Below are 18,907 nucleotides of genomic sequence, written 5' to 3' on the forward strand. Positions count from 1 at the left end.
GCCCGTCAAACCGCGTCGGCGGTTTCGGGCAGCTGCTCGGTGAGGAGGTCGGTCAGCCTGGCGACCTCGGGGAGGTCCCCGAAGTCCCTGGCCGCGGTGTCGACGGTCTTGCGGAGTCGGGTGTTGACGCGTTCGGAACGGATCTTCTTGGCGATCCGGAGCGCCTTCTCGGCGAGCGTCGTGGACTCCTCGGGCTCGCGTTTGAGCAGGTGGACGGTGGCGAGACCGATCAGGTTGAGCGCGTAGGACCGCTGATGCTCGTTGTCCTCGCTGAACAACTGGACCGCCTTGCGCATGCGCGGTTCGGCGAGCCCGGCGTACGTGGGCCTGCGGCCCGCGATGTAGGCGAGGTCGCGGAACGAGTGGGAGTTCTCGCCGTTGAGCTCGGCCTCCGAGAAGAAGCGGATCCAGTCGGGTTCGGGCTCGCCGTCGATCCCGACGTCGAGGAACGTGTCCTCGGCCATCCGGACGGCCCGCTTGCACTTGGCCGCCTGGCCCATGTTGGCGTACGCGCGGGCCTCCATCGCGTACAGCATGGCCTGGGTGCGCGGGGTGGCGCAGTCGCGGCTGCCGTACTGGGCGAGGTGGATCAGTTCGAGGGCGTCGTCGGGCCGTCCGAGGTGGATCATCTGCCGGCTCATGCTGGACAGAACATACGAACCGAGCGGTTTGTCCCCGGCCTCTTTCGACGCGTGCAGCGCCAGAACGAAGTACTTCTGAGCCGTGGGCTGGAGACCGACGTCGTAGCTCATCCAGCCCGCCAGCTCGGCCAGCTCGGCCGCGCAGCGGAAGAGGCGCTTGGCGGTGGCCTCCGGCTGAGGCTCCTGCAGGAGGTCGGTGACCTCGTGGAGCTGGCCGACGACGGCCTTGCGGCGCAGACCGCCGCCGCACTGCGCGTCCCACTGGCGGAACATCGCCGTGGTCGACTCCAGCAGGTCGAGCTCGGGCCCCGAGAGCTTGGAGGGACGACGGGCCGCCGCGGCCGGCTCGGGCTCCGAGGGTCCGGAGGCGGCCACGGGCACCAGCCAGCGCTGCATGGGTTCGACGAGGGCGGGTCCGGCGGCGAGAGCGAGCGAGGACCCGAGGAACCCGCGCCGCGCGAGCATCAGATCGCTGCGGGAGAACTCGCTGAGCAGGGCGACGGTCTGCGGTCCTGCCCAGGGCAGATCGACCCCGGACACGGAGGGCGACTGGTGCGCGGCGCGCAGTCCGAGATCCTCGACCGCCACGACCGAACCGAAACGCTCCGAGAACAGCTCGGACAGAATGCGCGGAATGGGCTCGCGCGGCTGCTCGCCGTCGAGCCAGCGCCGCACCCGGGAGGTGTCGGTGCTGATGTGATGCGCGCCCATTTGCCGCGCCCGCCGATTGACCTGCCGCGCCAGCTCGCCCTTCGACCAGCCGCTGCGCACGAACCACGAGCTCAATTGCTCGTTGGGGCGCTTACCGGCATTCGTATCGCCTGCGCCGCTGCCACTCACTGGAACGCCCCCATCCCACTGAAACCGTCGCGATCCCGACGAACGCTGTCGCGCGAACCGCTATCAGAATGCCCTGATCCGATGACGCTCATACGGAGACCGCACGCGATCGAACAGGAAATCGGGTTGCCTCCGGCATACCCATGCGCGCACATACTTCCATGGTTCGTGTACCGACGGTAATCCTACGATCACCACCTCGGCGAGGGTGCTCACGGAAACGCCACCATTCGCCACCCCTTCGGATGAACGCGAACGCCACGGGGCGCGATTCACTTGACACACGGTCGATCAATTGTGGTTGCAGCGACGCACGAAAGGGGCGCACGGCTCACGCCGCGCCACCGCGTGCGCACCGGCGCATCACGGATCGCGACGACGACGGGGTGTCATGCCGTCATTCCGCGTCGTAACCACCGGCGAGTCGGACCCGTTGGAGGGGGCATGGGCTTCACGATCGGCGGCATCCGCGAGATGCGCACCGGCTCACGACGCCGCGGCCGCACGGCCGAGAGCACGGCGGTGGCCGAGTACACGGGACTGTGGGGCTGGGCCGTGGCACCCGGAGCGCGCGTCGTGGACGGCCGCTGCTCGTGCGGGAAGGACCGGTGCCCCTCCCCCGGCGCCCATCCCCTCGACTTCGCGCCCGAGATCCCGCCGGGCGCCGCGCTCGACGCGGCGGTGGAGGGGTGGGCCCGGGTGCCGGGTGCCTCGCTGCTGCTGCCCGTGGGGCGCGGTTTCGACGTGCTGGACGTCGCGGAGGCCGCCGGGCGCCGGGCCCTGGCGCGCATGGAACGGATGGGGCTGCCGCTCGGCCCGGTCGTGCTGACGCCGTCGGGGCGGGCGCGGTTCTTCGTCGCCCCGGGCGCCGCCGCCGAGCTCCCGCGTCTGCTCTACCGGATGGGCTGGGACGACGCGGGGCTGGACCTGCGGGCGCTGGGCCCGGGCCACCACATCACGGCCCCGCCGTCCGACGAGGGCGGTCTCGGCCCCGCCCGGTGGCTGCGCCCGCCGGTGCTGGACACGGCGGCCGCGCCGCCCCCGGCCCGGCTGCTGCTGGGCACGCTGGCATACAGCTGCCATCGCGCACCCCTGCGCGGCTGACGTCGGCGCGCCGCCCCGCGCATTCGGGGGGCTCGCGCGCACATTCGGGCATCCCCGCGCGTTCGGTGTCCGCCGCGCGCGTTCGCGGCGTCCCCACGCACGAGGGTCCGACACCCGAAAGGATCGGGCACGAAATCGGGCCCGGGAGAGGGTCCGGCACGAAAGAGCCCGACCGCCGGCGTTCCGGCGGTCGGGCTTCTTCGCGAACGGGGACGGCGCGGGCGTCAGTCCCCGATCAGGGCGTCCACGAACGCCTCCGGCTCGAACGGCGCCAGGTCGTCCGGTCCCTCGCCGAGGCCGACCAGCTTCACCGGTACGCCCAGCTCGCGCTGCACGGCGACGACGATGCCCCCCTTCGCGGTGCCGTCCAGCTTCGTCAGCACGATGCCGGTGATGTCGACGACCTCGGCGAACACCCGGGCCTGCACCAGGCCGTTCTGCCCGGTCGTCGCGTCGAGGACGAGCAGGATCTCGTCGAGCGGCCCGTGCTTCTCGACGACCCGCTTGACCTTGCCGAGCTCGTCCATGAGGCCGGTCTTGGTGTGCAGCCGCCCGGCGGTGTCGATGAGGACGACATCGGCGCCCTCGGCGATGCCCTCCTTCACCGCGTCGAAGGCGATCGACGCCGGGTCGCCGCCCTCGGGGCCCCGGACGGTACGGGCGCCGACGCGCTCGCCCCAGGTCTGGAGCTGGTCTGCGGCGGCGGCACGGAAGGTGTCGGCCGCGCCGAGCACGACGCTGCGGCCGTCGGCGACGAGCACCCGGGCCAGCTTGCCGGTGGTGGTGGTCTTGCCGGTGCCGTTGACGCCGACGACCATCACCACACCGGGGGTGTCCAGGCCGCTCTCGGTCTTGACCGCGCGGTCGGCCTCGGTGCCGATCAGTGTGAGGAGTTCCTCGCGCAGCAGGGCGCGCAGCCCTTCGGGGGTACGGGTGCCGAGGACGCGGACGCGCTCGCGGAGCCGTTCCACCAGCTCCTGGGTGGGAGCGACGCCGACGTCCGCGGTGAGGAGGGTGTCCTCGACCTCCTCCCAGGTCTCCTCGTCGAGGTTGTCCCGGGACAGGAGCGTGAGCAGCCCCTTGCCCAGGGAGTTCTGCGAGCGGGCGAGCCGGGCGCGCAGCCGGACGAGCCGGCCGGCGGTGGGCTCGGGTACTTCGAGGGCGGGGACGGCGAGCGCCTCCGGCCCGACCTCCTCGACGGCCTCCGCGGCGGGCGCCTCGGCCGTGGGGGGAGCGACCTCCTCGATGGTGCGGCGCGGTTCCTCGCGCGGCGTCTCGGCTTCCTCGCCGACTTGGGGCTCGGCGGGAGGAGTGATGGTCGGCGTGCTCGGCGGCGCCGGGGGCAGCTGCTTCTTCTTGCGGCCGCTGACCACGAGCCCGCTGATCACGCCGACTGCGACCAGGGCGATGACTACAGCAAGGATGACGAATTCCATAACCCGTCCAGTATCAGCCACACCCGGCCGTGCGGGCTGCCCCGAGGAGCAGGCCGCGCGAGGCACCACGGAGAATCACCCGCACCCCCACATCGCCGTTATGCGCTTTTTCGTGACATCTGCGGCAAAAATATGATCCCGTCCATGGGGACCCGCGGCCTGGAACCCGTCCCCGACAGCCAACGCACCGGCCGGGTCCGGGCCCTCTTCCCCGCCTGGGTCGGCGCGAACCCGACCGTGCTGCCGCTCACCATCGGCGCCGGGCTCGTCGTCTTCGACGGGCAGAACCTCCGGCAGGTGCTCACCGTCGCGCTCGCGGCTTTGGCCATCGGCTTCGGACCGGTCGGACCGATCTCCCTGGCGGGCCGGAGCGGTGGGGCCCCGGGTATGGCGCCCTCACGCACCGTCTTCGGGCCGCGCGGCAATCTGCCGCCCGGCGGGATCGTCCGGGTGCCCGCGGGCCCGGGCTGCGCCCGCCGCCTGCCCCGTTCGACGTCCGGTCCCGCGGTCGTCGGCGCGACCGCGTCCGGCGCCCGGCTCGTCCGCGTACCGCCGGTGTCGCCGGCGGATTCTCCGTACCGGCGGTGGCCGCGGGGCCGGCGACGGGACTGCTCCTGACCGGCGTGGAGTGGTTCTCCGGCACCTGGGCCGGGCGGCACGTGGCTGAGGTGGGTGGCCACGATCGCCGTCTCCGCGACGCTGTACGCGGCCCTGCCGCGGCCCGTCCCCGGGCGCGCGGGCGGACCGCGGAACGACACACCCCTACACTTCTGATGGTGCGTCAGATAGTGTCCGGTCTCGCCGAGTCCGACCGACGAAGAGGACACGCCTCATGGCCTTCACAGTGGTCCGGTTCAATCTCGTCGATCCCGCCGCAGGCCCCGAGTCGCTCTCGGCCCGCTACCGCGCCTCGCTGGAGATGGCCGCGTACGCCGACGAGCACGGGATCGACACCGTGCAGACCGAGGAGCACCACGGCGCCGAGAACTCCTGGCTGCCCTCCCCCTTCGTCTTCGCCGGGGCGGTCCTCGGCTCCACCCGCCGGATCGCCGTCACCGTCTCGGCGATCATCGGACCGTTGCACGACCCGCTGCGGCTGGCCGAGGACATCGCGGTCCTGGACCTGCTGGGCGCGGGCCGTCTGATCACGGTGGCGGGGATCGGATACCGGCCGCAGGAGTACGAACGGGCGGGCGTCGAGTGGACGAACCGCGGCAGGCTCCAGGACGAGCTGCTGGAGACCCTGGTGCGGGCGTGGACCGGGGACCCCTTCCCGTACCGCGGCCGTACGGTCCGGGTCACGCCGCGCCCGTACACCCGTCCGCACCCTCCGTTGCTGGTGGGCGGCAGTTCGCGGGCGGCGGCGCGGCGTGCGGCGCGGTTCGGTCTGCCGTTCTTCCCGAGCGCGCATCTGCCGGAGCTGGAGGCGTACTACCACGAGCGTCGGGCGGAGCTCGGGACGGACGGGTTCTGCATGATGCCGTCGGCCGAGACGCCCCTGCTGCACGTGTCCGAGGACCCGGACCGGACGTGGGCGGAGCACGGCGAGCACTTCCTGCACGAGGCGCGCACGTACGCCTCCTGGCAGTCCGCGGGCATCCGTTCCGCCGTACGCTCGGCGGCGGGCACGGTGGGCGCGCTGCGGAACGAGGGCGTCTACCGGGTCGTCACCCCGCGGGAGTGCGCCGCTCTGGCCGGGAAGCTCGACAGTCTGGTGCTGCATCCGCTGTGCGGCGGGATGCCCCTCGAAGAGGGGTGGCGCAGCCTGCGGCTGTTCTGCGAGGCGGTCGCGTCGCACTGATCCGGCGCGTGGGCGGTCCGCGCCAGGGACGGAACGCGGAGGAACGGGCACAGGTCAGCCCATCTCCTCCAGCGCCTTGCCCTTGGTCTCCCGCACGAACCTGAGCACGAACGGGATGGAGAGCGTGGCGAAGCACGCGTAGATGATGTACGTGCCCGAGAGGTTCCAGTCGGACAGGCTCGGGAAGCTCGCGGTGATCAGCCAGTTGGCCATCCACTGCGCGGAGGCGGCGACCCCGAGCGCCGCCGCACGGATCCGGTTCGGGAACATCTCGCCCAGGAAGACCCAGACGACGACGCCCCACGACAGGGCGAAGAAGAGCACGAACACATGGGCCGCGACGAGCGCCACGACGCCCTGGGTGTGCGGCAGCTTCCCGCCGACGAGCGGGGCGGAGAAGGCCCATGCCTCGAAAGCGAGGGCGACGGCCATGCCGGTGGAGCCGACCAGCGCGAGCGGCTTGCGCCCCACCCGGTCCACCAGCGTCATCGCGATGACGGTACCGATGATGTTGATGATCGACGTGGTGAACGAGTAGAGGAACGACTCGCTCGGGTCGATGCCGACGGACTGCCACAGCGTCGCCGAGTAGTAGAACGCCACGTTGATGCCGACGAGTTGCTGGAAGACCGACAGACCGATGCCGATCCAGACGATCGGCAGGAAGCCGAAGCGCCCGCCGAGCAGGTCCTTGAACGTGGACTTGTGCTCCCGGTGCATGGCGGTCTCGATATCGGCCACCCGCGCGTCGAGGTCGACGCCCTTGCCCTCGACCTCCTCCAGGATCTTCCGGGCCCGGTCCTTGCGGCCGATCGAGATCAGGAACCGGGGCGATTCCGGGATCGCCAGCGACAGCAGCCCGTACAGGGCGGCGGGGACGACCATCACACCGAGCATCCACTGCCACGCCTCCAGACCACCGATCCGGCCGCGCTGATCCCCTCCGGCGAATTGCAGGATGCCGTAGTTGACCAGCTGCGAGATGGCGATGCCGACGACGATCGCCGCCTGCTGGAAGGAGCCGAGGCGGCCCCGGTAGGCGGGCGGCGAGACCTCTGCGATGTACGCGGGGCCGATCACGGACGCCATGCCGATGGCGAAGCCTCCGATGATCCGCCACATGGCCAGGTCCCAGAGCGCGAACGGGAGTGCGGAACCGACGGCGCTGATGGTGAAGAGCACGGCGGCGATCTGCATGCAGCGGATCCGGCCGATGCGGTCGGCGATGCGTCCCGCCGTGGCCGCGCCCAGCGCACAGCCGATCAGGGCGATGGCGATGACCTGGGCGAGTGTCGCCGAGCCGATGGCGTACCGGCTGCGGATCGCCTCCACGGCGCCGTTGATGACCGAACTGTCGTAGCCGAAGAGGAAGCCGCCCATGGCGGCGGCGGCCGTGATGAAGACGACATGGCCGAGGTGATCCGGTTGGGCGGCGCGGGCTCCGGACGCCGGTCCCTGCGCGGTGTCGGTCACATGAACTCCTGATGCCTGGACGCGTCGTCAGGTGCGGGCAACGAGCCGTGCGGGAAGCGTGCTCCCCACAGGGGACACACCCCAGTGGGGCACAACTTTCCGGCTGCCACCACTTGAAGAGGTGGAGCGGGCCGTACGGCCGTCGCGTTCGGCTCCCGAAGACGTCGTCGCCGCATCGGCACCCGTCCGTTTCGGGACAACGCGCGAGAGGGGTTGGAGTGTCGGAGACCGACAAACCCTGGCGGGACTCAGCGCAGCCGCTGGCTGATGACCTTGGAGACCCCGTCCCCCTGCATCGACACGCCGTACAGCGCGTCGGCGACCTCCATCGTCCGCTTCTGATGCGTGATCACGATCAGCTGCGAGCTCTCCTGGAGCTCCTCCATGATCCGGATCAGCCGCCGCAGATTGGTGTCGTCGAGGGCCGCCTCGACCTCGTCCATCACATAGAACGGGCTGGGCCGGGCTTTGAAGATCGAGACCAGCAGGGCCACCGCCGTCAGCGAGCGCTCCCCCCCGGACAGCAGCGAGAGCCGCTTGACCTTCTTGCCCGGCGGCCGGGCCTCGACGTCCACCCCGGTCGCGAGCATGTCGTCCGGGTCGGTCAGGACGAGCCGCCCCTCACCGCCCGGGAACAGCCGCGAGAACACGCCCTCGAACTCCCGGGCCGTGTCCCGGTACGCCTCCGTGAACACCTGCTCGACCCGCTCGTCGACCTCCTTGATGACCTGCACCAGATGGGCCCGGGTCTTCTTCAGGTCTTCGAGCTGCTCGGAGAGGAACTTGTGCCGCTCCTCCAGGGCCGAGAACTCCTCCAGGGCGAGCGGATTCACCTTTCCGAGTTGCTGATACGCCCGTTCGGCCGCCTTCAGCCGCTTCTCCTGCTCGGCCCTGACGAACGGCCTCGGCCGGTTGCGCGGATGTCCGGGATCGTCCGGCACCTCCTCGCCCACCGCGGCGGGCGAGGGGGGTACGGGCTGGTCGGGACCGTACTCGGCGACCAGGGCGGCCGGCTCGACGCCCAGCTCCTCCAGCGCCCTCGCCTCCAGCTGCTCCATCCGCAGCCGCTTCTCGGCGCCGAGCACCTCGCCCCGGTGGACCGAGTCGGTGAGCTTGTCCAGCTCGTCCTTGAGCGCGCGGCCCTGGTCGCGCTCGGCCGTCAGCTCGCGCTCGCGCTCCGCCTTCGCCTCCTCGGCCGCGGACCGCTCGCGCTCGGCCCGTACGACGGACACCTCGACGTGGGCGAGCAGCTGACGCGCCCCGGTCGCGACGGCGGAGGCCACATGGGCCTCGTGCCGCCGCCGGGCGCGGCGCCGCTCGGCACGGGCCCGGGCCTCGCGTTCGGCGCGGGCCGCCCGGTCGAGGGAGTCCGCGCGGCCCGCGAGCCCCTTGACCCGCTCCTCGTGGGTACGCACCTGGAGGCGGGCCTCCATCTCGGTCTGGCGGGCGTTGGCCCCGTCGGCGGCGAGCCGGTCGCGCACGGAGGTGTCCGGCTCCTCCTCGATGGGCGTCTCCTGGGCGACGAGCAGCCGTTCGGCCAGCTCCTCGGCCTCTTCCGTCGCCCGGTCGAGGGCTTCCTGGGCACGCGCGGCGGACGCGGTCGTGCGCTCGGCCTCACCCGCCGCGCCACGCGCCTGCCCGGCGAGCCGTCCCAGCCGCTGGGCCACCCCGGACTTCTCCCGTTCGGCGGCCCGGCGCCGTTCCCCCAGCTCCTCGACCTGCCGGGCGCAGGCCTCACGCCGTTCCCCCGCGATCCGCTGGGCCTCGGTCAACTCCGCACAGCGCAGGGCAAGTTCCTCCATCTGGGCGGCGGCCTCGTCGACCGACGCCTGCACTTCGAGGAGGCTGGGCGCCCCGGCGGAACCGCCGTGCGCGAAGTGGGCCGAGAGGACGTCGCCCTCGGCGGTCACGGCGGTCAGTCCGGGATGCTCGGCGACGAGGTCCTCGGCGTCCTCCAGCGTGCCGACCACCACGGTGTCCCGCACCAGTCCGCGTACGGCGTCCACCAGTTCGACGGGGCCGCTGACCAGGTCGGCCACGGCCGGCGGCGTCCCGACCGGTCCCGCACCGGCCCCCTCGGCCGGCCCCGCCACCGGGCCTCCGACGGGGGCGCCCAGCAGCAGGGCCGCCCGCCCCGCGTCCTGCTTGCGCAGCAGCCGGATCGCCTCCGCCGCCGTGGCCGGGTCGGTCACCGCGACCGCGTCCGCCGCGGCGCCCAGGGCCGCCGCCACCGCCACCTCGTACCCGGGCTCCACGGACAGGAGCTCCGCGGCCGGCCCGAGCAGGCCGGGCAGCCGGCCCCGTGCGCCGAGCAGCGCGCCCGTGCCGTCCTTGCGGCGCAGCCCGAGGGCCAGGGCCTCGTGACGTGCCGCGACGGCCGCCCGCTTTCGTTCGGCGGCGGTGGCGGCCTCCCGGGCCGCGGAGAGCGCCGCCTCCGCCTCCGCGAGTTCCCGCCGGGCGTCCTCGTACCGCTCGCCGAGCTCCGCGTCGCCCACGTCCAGACCCTCGACCTCGGCCCTGAGCTGCTCGTACTCCTCCTGAGCGGCGACCGCCCGCTCCTGGGCCTCGTCGCGTGCGGCGGCGAGCCGGTCGATCTCGGCCTGGGCCGAAGCGGCCCTGCCGCGGGCCGCGTTGACCTGTCCGCCGAGCCGGGCGAGCCCTTCGCGGCGATCGGCGATGGCCCGGGCGGCGTCCTTGAGCCCGCGCTCCTCGGCGGCCAATCGCCGTTCCAGCTCGGCGCGGTGGGCGGCGGTGTCCTCCAGCGCGTGTTCCGCCGCCTCCAGGGCGGCCGTCAGCTCCGCCTCCTGCTCACGGATGCGGGTGGCCTCCCGTTCCATGTCCTCCGGATCGCGGCCGCGCCGCTCCTCCTCGACGGGCGCGGTGGCGCTCTTCACCCGGGCATCGGCCAGCGAGATCGTGCCGCGCACCCGTTCGGCCAGCTGCGACAGCTCGTACCAGGTCTGCTGGGCCCGCTGGAGTCGTGGCGCCAGCCGCCGCACCTCGTCCTCCAGGCTCGCCTCGCGCGCCAGAGCCGTCTTGAGCTCCGCCTCCGCGGCCTCCCGGCGCTCCTTGAGCGCCGCCTCGTCCGCGAGTTCGCTGCGCAGCGCGGCACGCAGCGCGACCAGGTCGTCGGCGAGCAACCGCAGCCGTGCGTCGCGCAGATCCGCCTGGATGACGGCGGCCCGCCGTGCCACGGCCGCCTGCCTGCCCAGCGGCTTCAACTGCCGTCGCAGTTCGTCGGTCAGGTCCTGGACGCGGGCCAGATTGGCTCCCATCGCGTCCAGCTTCCGCAGCGCCTTCTCCTTCCGCTTGCGGTGCTTGAGCACACCCGCGGCCTCCTCGATGAACGCGCGCCGCCCTGAGGGGTCGGCGTGGAGCACCGAGTCCAGCTGCCCCTGGCCGACGATGACGTGCATCTCCCGGCCGATACCGGAATCCGAGAGGAGTTCCTGGATGTCCAGGAGCCGGCAGGTGTCACCGTTGATCTGGTACTCGCTGCCGCCGTTGCGGAACATGATCCGAGTGATCGTCACCTCGGCGTATTCGATGGGCAGTGCGCCGTCGGAATTGTCGATGGTCAGCGAGACCTCGGCCCGCCCGAGCGGCGGCCGCCCGGTGGTGCCGGCGAAGATCACGTCCTCCATCTTGCCGCCGCGCAGGGATTTGGCCCCCTGTTCCCCCATGACCCAGGAAAGCGCGTCCACCACATTGGACTTGCCCGACCCGTTCGGGCCGACGACGCACGTGATACCGGGTTCGAACCGCAGCGTCGTGGCGGAGGCGAACGATTTGAAACCACGCAGGGTCAGGGCCTTGAGATGCACGCCGCCGGACTCTACCTTTCGCGCTCGGTTTCACCGATGAAGGTGCAGGGCACATCAGACGGTAAGGGAAGGGGTGTATGCCGGGGGGGACCGGTCCCGTTCACCCTGTGGGCACCGCGGCCGTCCGGGCCCGGCGCACGCGGGAAGCCGGAGCGAAGAAGCCCGGCCTGGGACACCGAAAAGGCTCGGCCGCGGGGGCCGGAAACCGGTCGCGGAGGAAACCGGTCGCGCAGACCGGGAAAGAAAGAAGGGACGCCGGGGCGCCCCTTGTGAAATCTTGCCGCGTTGTTGCGTATGCGATCTCGCTGGCGCAGCGGCACATGGTGGACCACGGACTTGTCACGCAGGTGACAGATCAAGAGCGATGATCTTCAATGATCCGGCGACGATCCGGGTGATGATCTCGAACGGTTGACGCGAGCGTCCCGACCTGGCCCCGAGGGCCATCGGTCAGGTCAGCGCCGGCTGCGCCCGAGGTACGTCGATGTCCATGCTGTCGAGCAGCGACTCTTGGTGCTGGGCGGCGGCGTTGAGCGCGTCGTTCTCGTGCTGAATCCGTACGAGCTCGGATTCGAGGTCCTGCACGCGCTGCTGGAGCCGTCGCATCTCGGCGAGGAGTCGCGGGTCGGAACCGCCGACGTAACCGAGAAGCGCCTTTGCCATGATGGATGGTCCTCCACACTGAGTGACCGACCGATGCGGTGTGGGTCGTGAGGGATTCGCACCCGCGGTGCTCGGCAGTGCTTCCATTCACTACTGTTCTGCTGCCAAACAGTTCTGCCGAACAGCTCAGGTGCGCGGGGATTTCAGCGTCTCACCAAAAAGTTTGACGGTCAACACGATCACACCCTGCGGCGCCGGGCGGCCCCGGGCGCGCGGCTTGTGCGATCATGCGGCGCGACTCTCCTGCGGGACCCTCGGGGGCGTGGAGATCATCCTTACTGCCGCAGCCTGGCACGCCAACCGAATCTTGGCAACCATCTGGTCATTCCGCAGGTCATTTCATGTGCACGGAGACGTGCGCACCTTCCGTCACCGCACGCCATTTATCGAACACGCACCGAACATCCACCCTCGAAAGAATGACGGACCGGGGCCGGGTCAGCGGATCTCGAAGCCCTCGTAACCACCGCGCGGCGTGTCCCATATCTCAGTCACTCCGTCCACGCGCCCGGGTGTGTCGTCCGAGCGCAGCCACTCCAGCAGACGGTGGCAATTTTCACGCCGCCCCTCGGCCACGACCTGCACCCTGCCGTCGTCGAGGTTGAGGGCGAACCCGGTGAGACCGCCGATCTCCAGGGCGTTCTCCCTGGTGAACCAGCGGAAACCGACCCTCTGCACCCGACCGCGCACCCATGCGGTGAGCCGTACGTCTTCGTCCATGCACGAACGCTAACCGGTCGATCGCCCACCACCGACCGGCCGATCGTCCTCGGAGCGCCTGTGGCCGAACGGTCATGGCGTACAGTCCCCCACGCACCTGACCTCACTCCAACGGGTGAAGCGCGTTGACGCCGAGGGTGGCGTCCATACCCCAGAAGGGCTCAGCAGATGGGACGCCATCGACGCTCCGCCGCAACTCCTGTCGTCCAGGACCGCACGACGGGCGACGCGGACCGGCACCGGAGCGCGCACCGCGGACAGCGGCGCGGCGCTCCCGTCCGCACGGGACTGATCGGCGTCTCCGCCGCCCTCGCGGTGGGAGCGGTCGCGGTGGCCTCGGGTCTGCTGCCCGGCGGCGACACCGACACGCTCGGCGGCGCGCCCTCGGACCGGGTGCGTACCGAGGGGGTCTCGGACCCGCTGGGCGGGGGCGGGTCCCCCGCCGACCGCTCCGATCCGGCCGTCGGCCGTGGTGCCGGGCGTACGGAAGCCCCCGAGGCCCAGTCCCCCACCGCCTCACCGTCCTCCGCCTCCCCGTCGGCCCCTTCCCGCGCCCCGGAGGCGTCCGCGTCGGCCGGCCGCACCGAGCCGTCCCGTTCCCCGGGCCCGGCGGACTCCGGCCGGGGCTCCGCCCCGAGCGAGGCCGGAAAGTCGTCGGCCGCGACGCGGACCCCCGCCGCATCCGCCCCGTCCGCCCGGAGGTCGAAGGCTGCCTCTCCCGCCACCGACCCGGCCCGGGCCGGGGTCCTCGCCCTGGTCAACGAGGAACGGGCGAAGGCCGGTTGCAGCCCGGTCACCACCAGCACCTCACTCACCTCGCTCGCCCAGGACTTCAGCGAGGACATGGCCGCCCGCGGCTTCTTCGACCACACCGACCCCGACGGCCGGTCCCCCTGGGACCGCGCCTCGGACGCCGGGGTGCGCGGGCTGGCGGCCGAGAACATAGCCCGGGGCCAGACCGACGCCCGCGCCGTGATGGATGCCTGGATGCACAGCGAGGGCCACCGCAGGAACATCCTCAACTGCGACTACAGGACCCTCGGCGTCGGTGTGCACCGTGGCCCCGGCGGCCCCTGGTGGACCCAGGAGTTCGGCTTCTGAGCGCACCGGAGGCCGGTCCCCTCACCCGGAGCACCTGCCGGGCGGGGTCAAGCAGCGGCGCGCGGGGGCCGCTGGCAGCGCGGGCAGAAGTAGCTGGAGCGGTTCATCCACGCCCGGCGCCGTATCGGCGCACCACAGCGCCGACAGGGCTCGTCCTCCCGGCCGTACGCGTCCAGCGAGCGGTCGAAGTAGCCGGACTCGCCGTTCACATTGACGTAGAGGCTGTCGAAGCTGGTGCCGCCCTGGTCGAGCGCCGCGTTCATCACCTCGCGCACATGGCCGAGCAGCTCGGCCGACTTCGGGCGGGTCAGGGTGGCGGTCGGCCGGTCGTAGTGGAGCCGGGTGCGCCACAGCGCCTCGTCGGCGTAGATGTTGCCGACCCCGCTGATCAGCGACTGGTCGAGCAGGGCGCGCTTGATCGTCGTACGGCGCAGGCGCAGGGCCGTGTGGAACGCCGCGTCGTCGAAGGAAGGGTCCAGCGGGTCGCGCGCGATGTGCGCGATGGTGTCGGGCAGCCCGTCGGCGGTGTTCCCGTGGACCGAGAGGCCGCCGAAGGTGCGCTGGTCGACGAAGCGCAGCTCGGTGCCGAGGTCGTCGTCGAAGCGGATCCGTACCCGCAGGTGCTTCTCGTCGGGGGCGTCCTGCGGCTGCACGAGGAGCTGGCCGCTCATGCCGAGGTGGCCCAGCAGCGAGCTGGAGGCTTCGTTCAGCGGGACCCAGAGGTACTTGCCGCGGCGCATGGCCGCTCCGAAGCGGGCACCGCCGAGCCGGGCCGCGAAGTCCACCCCGCCCGCGAGGTGGCGCCGGACCGCGCGCGGATGCAGCACCTCGACGTCCGTGACCGTGCGGCCGGAGACCCAGCGCTCCAGTCCCCGTCGTACGACTTCGACCTCGGGCAGCTCGGGCACGGTATGGCTCCTCAGGGACTTTTCCAGGGTATCCGGACAGGGAGAACCCCCCGGTGCGCGGTGCACCGAGGGGTTCTGGGGTCAGGCCGGAGCGATGCCCGCGGACGACGGGTCGGCAGGGGTGTCGGCGGCCCCTCCGTCGGCGGCGGATCCGGCTGCCGCCTCCCGTGCCTCCACGGCGGCGCTGATCTCGCGCCAGGCGGACTCCGCCGCTTGCTGCTCCGCTTCCTTCTTGCTACGGCCGGTGCCGGTGCCGTACGAGACACCACCGACGCGGGCGGCAGCGGTGAAGGTCTTCTCGTGGTCCGGTCCGGTCTCCGTGACGAGGTACTCGGGAACGCCGAGGTTCTCGCTCGCGGTGAGTTCCTGGAGGCTGGTCTTCCAGTCCAGGCCGGCGCCGAGGTTCGAGGACCTGTCGATCAACGGGTCGAAGAGCCGGTGGACCAGCTCCGAGGCCGCGTCGAGGCCCTGGTCGAGATAGACCGCGCCGATCACCGCTTCGAGGGTGTCGGCGAGGATGGACGCCTTGTCCCTGCCACCCGTGCCCTCTTCACCGCGGCCGAGCCGGATGAAGGAGCCGAGTTCGAGGCCGCGGCCCACTTCCGCAAGTGCACGCGAGTTGACCACCGCGGCCCGCAACTTGGCCAGCTGCCCCTCGGGCAGATCGGGGTGGGTGCGGTACAGCGTGTCCGTGACCACGAGACCGAGCACCGAGTCCCCGAGGAACTCGAGCCGCTCGTTGGTGGGCAGACCGCCGTTCTCGTACGCGTACGAACGATGGGTCAGCGCACGCACCAGAAGGGCGGACTCAAGGTGATACCCGAGCCGCCCTTCCAGAAGCGTGTGGGACGAGGCCGTGTTGACGTTGTCTGTCTGCTTCTTGCCGTTCGACAACTCAGACATCGAGCCTCTCACCAGCCGCTCAGACCTCGAGGACCTGGCGCTTGTTGTACGTGCCGCAGCTGGGGCACGCGATGTGCTGCAGCTTCGGCTCCTGGCAGCGCTCGCACGAAACCAGGGTGGGGACCGCAGCCTTCCACTGCGACCGGCGGTGGCGCGTGTTGCTGCGCGACATCTTCCGCTTCGGAACAGCCACGGCTACTTCTCCTGCTTCTTGTCGACGCCCGCTTCGGCGCCGCCCATGTTGTCCTTCTCGCCGTCCTGAATGGTGTCGGCGAGTCCTTGCAGTGCCGCCCAGCGAATGTCGACGGCATCGTGGTGGTGACCGGGGTTCTCGTCCAGCCTGACCCCGCATTCGGAGCACAGACCGGCACAGGACTCCCGGCACACCGGCTGCATCGGCAGTGCGAGCACCACCGCGTCACGCAGCACTGGTTCGAGGTCGAACAGGCCGTCCTCGAGGAAGAGCCTGTCCTCGTCGTCCTCGGCGTCGACGCCCGGTTCCGGCTTGATCGCACGGCCCCGGTCGTCGGCGTCAGGGTACGAGAACAGCTCCTGGAAGTCCGCCGCGACCTCCTGGCGCAGCGGCTCCAGACACCTTACGCACTCCCCCTCGGCCGACGCACGGGCGGTGCCTGTGACAAGCACCCCTTCCATGACCGATTCGAGGCGGAGCTCAAGCTCCACGGGCGAGCCTTCCGGCACGCCGATGACTCCGTCGATGCCGAGAGCCGGTGAACCGAGTGCGTCCACCGTGCGGGTCAGCCGCTGGAGCGCACCTGGCCGCCGACCCAGCTCGTGCGTGTCGAACACGAGGGGGCTGCGGTGGTCGAGGTGGCCGTTCAGGGCTTTTCCTGCTTTCGAGATCATGAGCGTCACGCATCGTGGGAGGGCCGACCGGTTCCGGATCCGAAACGGGCAGCCGGGATCGCGGACATAGCGCGACCGAGGAGCCAGGATACTGGACACACCGCCCAGCTCCCAATCCGGTCCGCCCCGCCGCGGGCCCCTCCCGCTCCGCGGGGCGCACCGATCGGGGCTCCTCACCGGCCGGTCAGCGGTCCTGCTCGTACTGCCGGAGCCGGTCCAGATCGATCATGCTGGTGTCGAACAGGCTGGTCTCGTCGAGGGCGCTCCCGCCCTGCGCCTGCTGGGGCTGTCCGGGCTGCTGCGCGGGCTGGTGCTGCTGCCAGCCGTCGTAGCCCTGGCCGGGCAGCTGGGCCCCGTTCTGGTCGTAGCCCTGCTGCTGGTGCTGCTGGTAGGCGGCGTACGGGTCCGGCTGCGGATGGTACCCGTAGGGGTCCTGTTGCGGCTGTTCCCGGTACCCGTACGTCTCCGCGTAGGCCGGCTGGGCCTGGGCCGGGAAGTGCGACGAGGTCTGCTGCGCGCCGGACTGCGGCTCCGGGGCGGCCAGCTCGGCGAGGCCGGCCCAGTGGTCCTCGTCGCTGACGTGCACCGGGTTGCCCGCCGCGTCCTGGGCCGCCATGTGCGCGCCGAGCTCGTCGGTGGCGACCCGGCCGTGCAGTTTCTGCCTGCCCCGGCCGACCGCCTCCAGGGTCTTGGCGAGCACCGCTTCGAAGGCGCCGAACTTGGCGTCCACGTACTCGTCCGCGCGGCGCCGGAGGGTGTCCGGGTCGGTGCTGCGCTCGGGGGCCTCGGCGAAGTCCGGGTCCTCGTACCCCTGCTCGTCGTACGCCTGGCCGCGGCCGAGGAGCTTCTCGCGCCCCCGGTCGACGGACCCGATGGTCTTGGTGAGGACGACCTCGAAGTTGGCGAGCTTGCTGTCGACGTATTCGTCGGCCTCGGCGCGGACCTCGGCGGCCTCCCGGCGGGCCTCTTCGAGGATGCGGTCGGCCTCGGCCTGCGACTGCCGGGCGACCTCCGTCCCGGAGATCAGCGAGCTGCGCTCGGCGTGCGCGGCCTCGACGATCCGCCCGGCCTCCTGGCGGGCCTGCTCGACCATCTGTTCCTGGCCGCCGATGAGCTCCCGCGCCTGGGCGAGCGAGCCGGGCAGGGCCTCGCGCACCTCTTCGAGCATCGCGAGCAGTTCGGCGCGGTTGACCACGCACGAAGCCGACATGGGCATGGACCGGGCACTGCCCACCACCTCGACGATCTCGTCGAGTCTCTTCTGCACGTCCACCGTGTGCTCGCCACTCTCTACAGCCGATTGGAGACGGACGGGACGACTGTACGGCCAGTCGGCTCCCACCCGACACCTGGTGACCGGCCGTCGGTCGATCAGCGGGACCGCAACCGTTCGGCCAGGGCCTCCTGGACCACCGGGGGAAGCAGGTGGGAGACGTCGCCGCCCCAGGCGGCGACCTCCTTGACCAGGGAGGACGACAGGAAGCTGTAGGCGGGATTGGTCGGCACGAAGAGCGTCTCGACGCCGGACAGGCCGATGTTCATCTGGGCCATCTGCAGCTCGTAGTCGAAGTCGCTGACCGCGCGCAGCCCCTTCACGATCGCCGGGATGTCGCGCTGCTTGCAGAAGTCCACCAGGAGGCCGTGGAAGGACTCGACCTGGACGTTGTCGAACTCCGCGGTGGCCTGGCGGATCAGGTCGATGCGCTCGTCGATCGTGAACAGCCCCTGCTTGGACTTGTTGATCATCACCGCGACGTGTACGACGTCGTACAGCTTCGAGGCGCGGCCAATGATGTCGAGATGTCCGTTGGTGATGGGGTCGAACGACCCCGGACAGACGGCGCGGCGCAACGTGATTCCCTCGCTCTCCGGTGCGGTCATCGTGCGTCTTCGCACGTAGAGGCGGCGTGACCGTACCAAAGCGTGCCCTCGCCGTAGCGACGGGACCGCAGTGGCTCGAATCCCGTGGGCCAGCCGAATTCTCCGCCTCGGGTGCTGCGTTCCACGGTGACGAGTGCGTCCGGCGTGAGCCACCCCTGAGTACGGAGTGTGATCAGGATCTCGCAGAGGTCGCCATCGGTCACGGCGTAGGGCGGGTCGAGGAACACGATGTCGTAGGGCACCGCGGGCGGGGGGCCCGAGACGATCTGCTCGGCCCTGCCGGTGCGGACCTCGGCTCCGGGCAGCCCGAGGGCGCGGACGTTGTCCCGGACGACACGGACGGCCCTGGGGTCGGCCTCGACGAGCAGGGCGTGGGCCGCGCCCCGGGAGAGCGCCTCCAGGCCGACGGCACCCGACCCCGCGTACAGGTCCGCGACCCTGGTGTCGTCGAGACCGCCCAGGAGGGATTCCCAGGTGGAGAAGAGGCCCTCGCGCGCACGGTCGGAGGTGGGGCGGGTGCCGGTGCCGGGCGGGACGGCCAGGAGGCGTCCGCCGGCCGCGCCGGCGATCACGCGGGTCATGGGTGTCTGGTCCTCGGTTCGTGGGTGGTCCGCAGGATGGTCGCGGTGCCGTGCCACCCACGATATGGCGTCGCGGCGGATCGGGCCGCGCCCGTGCTCGCCCGCCTCCTCGTCGCCCGGCCTCGTCCCTCGGCCCCGTCTCCCGTCCCCCGGCCGGGCTCGCC

16 protein-coding genes and 1 pseudogene are annotated in these 18,907 nt (G+C 71.4%); 4 read left to right on the forward strand and 13 right to left on the reverse strand.

What is annotated here, in order from left to right:
- Positions 1-5: 5 nt before the first annotated feature.
- Positions 6-1,481: a hypothetical protein gene (locus AB0E67_RS00530; RefSeq protein WP_362019045.1), complete on the reverse strand. Its 1,476-nt coding sequence runs from the start codon at positions 1,479-1,481 to the stop codon at positions 6-8.
- A gap of 444 nt (positions 1,482-1,925) precedes the next feature.
- Here AB0E67_RS00530 and AB0E67_RS00535 point away from each other — a divergent pair, with 444 nt between their 5' ends.
- On the forward strand, positions 1,926-2,585 hold the full coding sequence (locus tag AB0E67_RS00535; protein ID WP_362019048.1) for a bifunctional DNA primase/polymerase: 660 nt from the start codon (positions 1,926-1,928) through the stop codon (positions 2,583-2,585).
- A 224-nt stretch (positions 2,586-2,809) separates the two neighbouring features.
- Here the strand turns inward: AB0E67_RS00535 and ftsY are convergent, their stop codons facing one another.
- Entirely contained in the window at positions 2,810-4,021 is a 1,212-nt protein-coding gene (ftsY, locus tag AB0E67_RS00540) for a signal recognition particle-docking protein FtsY (RefSeq protein ID WP_362019051.1), read from the reverse strand.
- A gap of 144 nt (positions 4,022-4,165) precedes the next feature.
- Here ftsY and AB0E67_RS00545 point away from each other — a divergent pair.
- Both AB0E67_RS00545 and AB0E67_RS00550 read left to right on the forward strand, forming a co-directional pair.
- Positions 4,166-4,474 (forward strand): annotated as a pseudogene (locus AB0E67_RS00545) (cytosine permease); the annotation flags it as partial.
- Positions 4,475-4,853: 379 nt separating this feature from the next.
- Complete coding sequence (locus AB0E67_RS00550; protein ID WP_362019054.1) at positions 4,854-5,822, forward strand: LLM class flavin-dependent oxidoreductase; 969 nt, start codon at positions 4,854-4,856, stop codon at positions 5,820-5,822.
- Positions 5,823-5,876: 54 nt separating this feature from the next.
- Here the strand turns inward: AB0E67_RS00550 and AB0E67_RS00555 are convergent, their stop codons facing one another.
- From AB0E67_RS00555 to AB0E67_RS00570, 4 genes are all read right to left on the reverse strand, one after another.
- Positions 5,877-7,295, reverse strand: a complete 1,419-nt coding sequence (locus tag AB0E67_RS00555) for a sugar porter family MFS transporter (RefSeq protein ID WP_362019057.1) — start codon at positions 7,293-7,295, stop codon at positions 5,877-5,879.
- 248 nt (positions 7,296-7,543) lie between these two features.
- A complete protein-coding gene (smc, locus tag AB0E67_RS00560) occupies positions 7,544-11,119 on the reverse strand; it encodes a chromosome segregation protein SMC (RefSeq protein WP_362019060.1) in 3,576 nt (1,191 codons plus the stop codon).
- A 450-nt stretch (positions 11,120-11,569) separates the two neighbouring features.
- Positions 11,570-11,782 (reverse strand): hypothetical protein, encoded by a 213-nt coding sequence (locus tag AB0E67_RS00565; RefSeq protein WP_362019063.1) that lies wholly within the window; start codon positions 11,780-11,782, stop codon positions 11,570-11,572.
- Positions 11,783-12,220: 438 nt separating this feature from the next.
- The gene (locus AB0E67_RS00570) at positions 12,221-12,502 is read right to left on the reverse strand and encodes an acylphosphatase (protein WP_351516806.1); all 282 of its coding nucleotides are present in this window, start codon (positions 12,500-12,502) and stop codon (positions 12,221-12,223) included.
- 168 nt (positions 12,503-12,670) lie between these two features.
- Here AB0E67_RS00570 and AB0E67_RS00575 point away from each other — a divergent pair, with 168 nt between their 5' ends.
- The gene (locus tag AB0E67_RS00575; protein ID WP_362019066.1) at positions 12,671-13,603 is read left to right on the forward strand and encodes a CAP domain-containing protein; all 933 of its coding nucleotides are present in this window, start codon (positions 12,671-12,673) and stop codon (positions 13,601-13,603) included.
- Positions 13,604-13,650: 47 nt separating this feature from the next.
- Here the strand turns inward: AB0E67_RS00575 and mutM are convergent, their stop codons facing one another.
- The 7 genes from mutM to rsmD all read right to left on the reverse strand — a co-directional run bounded on the left by mutM (position 13,651) and on the right by rsmD (position 18,743).
- A complete protein-coding gene (mutM, locus tag AB0E67_RS00580; RefSeq protein WP_362019069.1) occupies positions 13,651-14,511 on the reverse strand; it encodes a bifunctional DNA-formamidopyrimidine glycosylase/DNA-(apurinic or apyrimidinic site) lyase in 861 nt (286 codons plus the stop codon).
- An 81-nt stretch (positions 14,512-14,592) separates the two neighbouring features.
- On the reverse strand, positions 14,593-15,414 hold the full coding sequence (rnc, locus tag AB0E67_RS00585; protein WP_362019072.1) for a ribonuclease III: 822 nt from the start codon (positions 15,412-15,414) through the stop codon (positions 14,593-14,595).
- Positions 15,415-15,433: 19 nt separating this feature from the next.
- Complete coding sequence (gene rpmF, locus AB0E67_RS00590) at positions 15,434-15,607, reverse strand: 50S ribosomal protein L32 (RefSeq protein WP_003965982.1); 174 nt, start codon at positions 15,605-15,607, stop codon at positions 15,434-15,436.
- A 2-nt stretch (positions 15,608-15,609) separates the two neighbouring features.
- A complete protein-coding gene (locus AB0E67_RS00595) occupies positions 15,610-16,281 on the reverse strand; it encodes a DUF177 domain-containing protein (RefSeq protein ID WP_362019075.1) in 672 nt (223 codons plus the stop codon).
- A 184-nt stretch (positions 16,282-16,465) separates the two neighbouring features.
- On the reverse strand, positions 16,466-17,554 hold the full coding sequence (locus tag AB0E67_RS00600) for a cell division initiation protein (RefSeq protein ID WP_362019078.1): 1,089 nt from the start codon (positions 17,552-17,554) through the stop codon (positions 16,466-16,468).
- Positions 17,555-17,652: 98 nt separating this feature from the next.
- Entirely contained in the window at positions 17,653-18,132 is a 480-nt protein-coding gene (gene coaD, locus AB0E67_RS00605; protein WP_362021325.1) for a pantetheine-phosphate adenylyltransferase, read from the reverse strand.
- A gap of 26 nt (positions 18,133-18,158) precedes the next feature.
- On the reverse strand, positions 18,159-18,743 hold the full coding sequence (gene rsmD, locus AB0E67_RS00610) for a 16S rRNA (guanine(966)-N(2))-methyltransferase RsmD (protein WP_362019081.1): 585 nt from the start codon (positions 18,741-18,743) through the stop codon (positions 18,159-18,161).
- Between the last annotated feature and the right edge of the window lie 164 nt (positions 18,744-18,907).

Origin of the sequence: Streptomyces sp. NPDC032161 (genome assembly GCF_040636995.1) — a bacterium.
In the GTDB taxonomy this organism is placed as follows: Bacteria; Actinomycetota; Actinomycetes; order Streptomycetales; family Streptomycetaceae; genus Streptomyces.

What these genes read in the sequence shown, in the direction of transcription:
- AB0E67_RS00535 (WP_362019048.1), top strand. Translation starts at nt 1,926, where the DNA reads ATGGGCTTCACGATCGGCGGCATCCGCGAGATGCGCACCGGCTCACGA.
- ftsY (WP_362019051.1), bottom strand. Translation starts at nt 4,021, where the DNA reads ATGGAATTCGTCATCCTTGCTGTAGTCATCGCCCTGGTCGCAGTCGGC.
- AB0E67_RS00550 (WP_362019054.1), top strand. Translation starts at nt 4,854, where the DNA reads ATGGCCTTCACAGTGGTCCGGTTCAATCTCGTCGATCCCGCCGCAGGC.
- AB0E67_RS00565 (WP_362019063.1), bottom strand. Translation starts at nt 11,782, where the DNA reads ATGGCAAAGGCGCTTCTCGGTTACGTCGGCGGTTCCGACCCGCGACTC.
- AB0E67_RS00570 (WP_351516806.1), bottom strand. Translation starts at nt 12,502, where the DNA reads ATGGACGAAGACGTACGGCTCACCGCATGGGTGCGCGGTCGGGTGCAG.
- AB0E67_RS00575 (WP_362019066.1), top strand. Translation starts at nt 12,671, where the DNA reads ATGGGACGCCATCGACGCTCCGCCGCAACTCCTGTCGTCCAGGACCGC.
- rnc (WP_362019072.1), bottom strand. Translation starts at nt 15,414, where the DNA reads ATGTCTGAGTTGTCGAACGGCAAGAAGCAGACAGACAACGTCAACACG.
- AB0E67_RS00595 (WP_362019075.1), bottom strand. Translation starts at nt 16,281, where the DNA reads ATGATCTCGAAAGCAGGAAAAGCCCTGAACGGCCACCTCGACCACCGC.
- rsmD (WP_362019081.1), bottom strand. Translation starts at nt 18,743, where the DNA reads ATGACCCGCGTGATCGCCGGCGCGGCCGGCGGACGCCTCCTGGCCGTC.